The organism is Trinickia terrae, assembly GCF_005144415.1.
GTDB lineage: Bacteria > Pseudomonadota > Gammaproteobacteria > Burkholderiales > Burkholderiaceae > Trinickia_A > Trinickia_A terrae.
The window spans coordinates 1-3,859 of sequence record NZ_SWJE01000035.1 but is presented as its reverse complement, the minus strand read 5'-3'; the positions used below and the strand labels follow the sequence as shown (position 1 = coordinate 3,859).

4 protein-coding genes are annotated in these 3,859 nt (G+C 61.1%); all 4 read left to right on the top strand.

All coding sequences use genetic code 11. From position 1 onward, the window contains the following. A partial coding sequence (gene mmsA, locus FAZ69_RS32875) for a CoA-acylating methylmalonate-semialdehyde dehydrogenase (RefSeq protein WP_206171257.1) occupies window positions 1-1,556 on the top strand: 1,556 nt, incomplete at its 5' end. 69 nt (window positions 1,557-1,625) lie between these two features. Further along, entirely contained in the window at window positions 1,626-2,435 is an 810-nt protein-coding gene (locus FAZ69_RS32870; RefSeq protein ID WP_206171256.1) for a fumarylacetoacetate hydrolase family protein, read from the top strand. A gap of 34 nt (window positions 2,436-2,469) precedes the next feature. Beyond that, window positions 2,470-3,018 (top strand): nuclear transport factor 2 family protein, encoded by a 549-nt coding sequence (locus tag FAZ69_RS32865; protein ID WP_136899619.1) that lies wholly within the window; start codon window positions 2,470-2,472, stop codon window positions 3,016-3,018. A gap of 26 nt (window positions 3,019-3,044) precedes the next feature. Then, a partial coding sequence (locus FAZ69_RS32860; protein WP_136899617.1) for an SDR family oxidoreductase occupies window positions 3,045-3,859 on the top strand: 815 nt, incomplete at its 3' end.

Sequence of the window (3,859 nt, the reverse complement as noted above, 5' to 3'; positions counted from 1 at the left end):
ACAGAGGCGAGCCACGTGTTCAACATTCGCCGATTGGGCGAGGCTGCGGTCCGGTCGGTATGGAAGGAGCAGAGACGATGAGGCAGATTAGTCATTTCATTAACGGTGCCGCAGTAGCAGGCGAGGACGGCACTCCGGTCTTCGATCCGTCGGCTGGAGTGCAGACAGGTGTCGCAGCAGTAGCGACAGACGAGGTCGTGGAGGCTGCGGTCGCGGCAGCGCGCGGAGCCTTCGCGGGGTGGTCGCGTACCGGGCTGCAACAGCGCGCAGGCATGATGATTGAACTGGGCCAGGCACTTCGGCGGGCTCGAGATGAACTGATCCAACTCGTCGTGAGCGAGCTCGGCAAGACGCCGTCGGATGCCGGCGCCGAGGTTGAGCGAGCCATTGAAGTGCTTGGGCAGGCGGCGTCGATCGGGACCTGGTATGGGGCGTCTTTCAGTCCGGGCGTCTCGCGCGGTGTCGATGCTTACGAAGTCAGATACCCGATTGGTGTTGTGGCGGCGGTCAGTCCCTTCAACTTTCCTGTGCTGATCCCTGTCGTGCAGGCGGCCATGGCGATCGCATCCGGAAACACGGTCGTACTCAAGCCGAGCGATCGCGATCCCGGCGCGACCGTGCGCATCGCGGAGCTCTTCGCCGCGGCGGGCCTGCCCGATGGCGTTTTCAATGTCGTGCTTGGTGGTAAGGCGATTGTCGACCAGTTGATTGCGCATCCCGATATCGCGGGGATCAGCTTCGTGGGATCGACGCCAGTAGCGCAAGCGATCCGCGTCGCCGGGGTGGCAAAGAACAAGCGCGTCCAGGCATTCGGAGGTGGCAAGAACCACATGGTGGTGTTGCCTGATTCCGATCTGGACATGGCGGCCGACGCCGCGGTCTCCGCTGCCTATGGCGCAGCGGGCCAGCGGTGCATGGCGGTCAGCGTCGTGGTTGCGGTCGGCGACATTGCCGATTCACTTGTCGCGAAGATCGCAGAAAGAGTTCGCGGGTTGCGGACCGGTCCGGCGAACGAAGCAGGCTCGGACGTCGGTCCCGTCATTACGAGTGAATCCCGGGACCGGATCGCACGCTACCTCGAAGGCGCGAAGATGCAAGGGGGCGAACTCGTGGCAGGTGGAGATCTGGCCGAGGCACGTGACGGCTGGTACGTCGCACCGGCACTTATCGATCACGTCAAGCCCGGTATGGCAGTTCACTCCGATGAGCTGTTCGGTCCGGTGCTTTCGGTCGTCCGGGTCGGCAGCTATGACGAGGCGGCCTCGATCATCGCGAATCATCCGTTGGGAAACGGTGCAGCCATCTTTACGCGGGATGGCGGCGCCGCACGGCAGTTCATCGACGAGACGGAGGCTGGGCAGATCGGCGTCAACGTACCGATTCCGTTTCCGGTCTTTTTCCACAGTTTCGGCGGATGGAAGGACAGTGCATTCACAGAGACCAAGCTCTTTGGTCCTGGTGCCATCGCTTTCCATACCCGAACGAAAACCGTGACGTCGCGCTGGCCGGACCCGGCTGGCAGCCGGATTGATCTTGGGTTTCCAAGAGCCAACTAATCTTGAAGGAGGCGAGCCATGCGCTTTGTAGCGTTCCAGAGTCCGAGGGGCGGGCGGCGAGACCGAACGATGGGTGTGCTGATCGAAGGTCGTGTTGCGCCGTTGACCGACATTGATTCGTTTTACGACGATATTCTCCGCTGGCGCGAGGCCGCAGCGATACTCGAATCAGGTGAGCTCGATCTTGCGGCACTTACGTTGGTGCCTCCCGTTCCCCGAGACGCGAGGGTGGTATGCGCGGCAATCAACTACGCGAAGCATGGCCAGGAGGCGAAGCTCGACGCACCGACGTTCCCCAACCTGTTCGCCCGCTGGAGCGCAGAGCTTGTTGCTGACGGCACCCCGGTTCCGGTGCCGGCGGCGGAGCCGGACGGCCTCGATTGGGAGGTTGAGCTAGCGGCCATCGTGGGCGCGACATTGACTGATGTCACCCCGGAAGCGGCCGAGCTTGGCGTCTTCGGCTACACCGTTGCCAACGATATCAGCGGCCGCGCATCCCAGCTTCAGGCGACTACGCTGCGGACAGGCCAGTGGGCGTTGGGGAAGAACGTCGAAAAGAGCGGCGCAATCAGTGCCTTCATCACCACGGCGGATGCGGTTGACGTCGGCAATCTACGCTTGGAGACCGTCGTCAATGGCGAGGTCATGCAATCGGGTACGACTGCCGACATGATTTTCAGTGTGGGCGAGCTCATCGCCTTCACTTCCAGGCACGTCACGCTGCGTCCGGGCGATGTGATTTTGACCGGTACACCCGATGGTGTGGGAATGGCGCGCAAGCCGCCAGTCTTCATGAAGCCCGGCGCGACCGTGACGGCAAGCGTCGAAGGCCTGGGCAGCATCAGCAATTCAATCGTGGATAGTCGTCAGCGTGGCTGACAGTGACAGCAAGAGATAGCGAGGAGATGGGAATATGAACGCAGGAAGCATGGCAGCAGTCAAGGCGATCAAAGTCGACACGAGTGTTCCCGATAGCGAACTCTCTCGCGATGAGATCATTGCACGCAACCTCAAGGTGGTCGAGGCTCATTTCCACAATGAAACGCCGGAGCTGGTGGAAAATGCGGTGGCGCTCTACGCAGAAGATATTTCCTGGGAGGCGCCTACAAGAGGCGTGGTGATGAGTAGCCGCGACGAGATTCTTGAAGCGTATCGAGGCATTTTCAGGACCGTCGCCTATCGGAAGGTCGTGCCGTTGCGTCGTTTTGCGACTGAGAAGTTTGTGTTCGACGACCAGATTGGACACATCACGATTGTCGGCAACGAGATGAAGAATCTTCCCTATCCGAAGGGAAGTGAGCTGTGTGTCCGGCTTACGCACGTCTTCGAGATGAGGGACGGGAAAATCGTACGGGAAATCGCATACGAGATGTGGCGTGAGGAGGGGGCCGCGAACGCAGTCGATTTCATCCCTGACGGTTGCGAGACGCACGTCTACGCGCCCGAAGCCAGCGCGGGCTGAGTTGCTTCTTTCTTGGAGTCTTGGGCATGTCACTGAAAGGGAAGACGCTCTTCATTACGGGGGCGAGCCGCGGAATCGGTTTAGCGATCGCGCTGCGTGCGGCGCGTGATGGGGCCAATATCGCGGTGGCCGCAAAGACCGCCGAGCCGCATTCGAAGCTTCCGGGCACCGTGTACTCGGCGGCCAACGAGATCGAGGCGGCGGGCGGTTGTGCGTTGCCGCTGGTGGTAGACGTGCGGGACGCAGATTCCGTGGAGCGCGCTATCGCAGCGACAGTCGATCGTTTTGGAGGTATAGACATCTGCGTGAACAACGCGTCGGCGATCAGCCTCACGGGGACGCTTGAAACAGATCCCAAACGCTTCGATCTGATGCATCAGATCAATGCGCGCGGGACCTTCCTGGTATCGCGCGCCTGTATCCCGCATCTGCGTCGCGCAGAGAATCCGCACGTGCTCGCACTCTCGCCACCGCTTAACCTGAAGCCACAGTGGCTCGGTGATCATGTGGCGTATACGCTGAGCAAGTTCTCGATGAGCATGCTCATGGTCGGTATGGCCGAAGAGTTCCGAAGCGAAGGGATCGCGTTCAACGCACTCTGGCCGCGCACCACGATTGCGACATCGGCGATCCGGTTTGCGCTTGGCGGAGAGGAGGCCATGCTGCACTCGAGATTGCCGGACATCATGGCCGATGCTGCGTGGGCGCTGTTCCAACGGCGCGCGCGCGAGTGTACGGGTCAGCTCTATCTCGACGAACAAATCCTCCGGGAGGAAGGCGTGCGTGATTTTGGCCGCTATCGTGTTCATCCAGATGTCGAGCCCGCAATCGACTTGTTCGT

Coding starts and splice junctions, on each gene's coding strand:
- FAZ69_RS32865 (WP_136899619.1), top strand. CDS start 2,470: ATGAACGCAGGAAGCATGGCAGCAGTCAAGGCGATCAAAGTCGACACG.
- FAZ69_RS32870 (WP_206171256.1), top strand. CDS start 1,626: ATGGGTGTGCTGATCGAAGGTCGTGTTGCGCCGTTGACCGACATTGAT.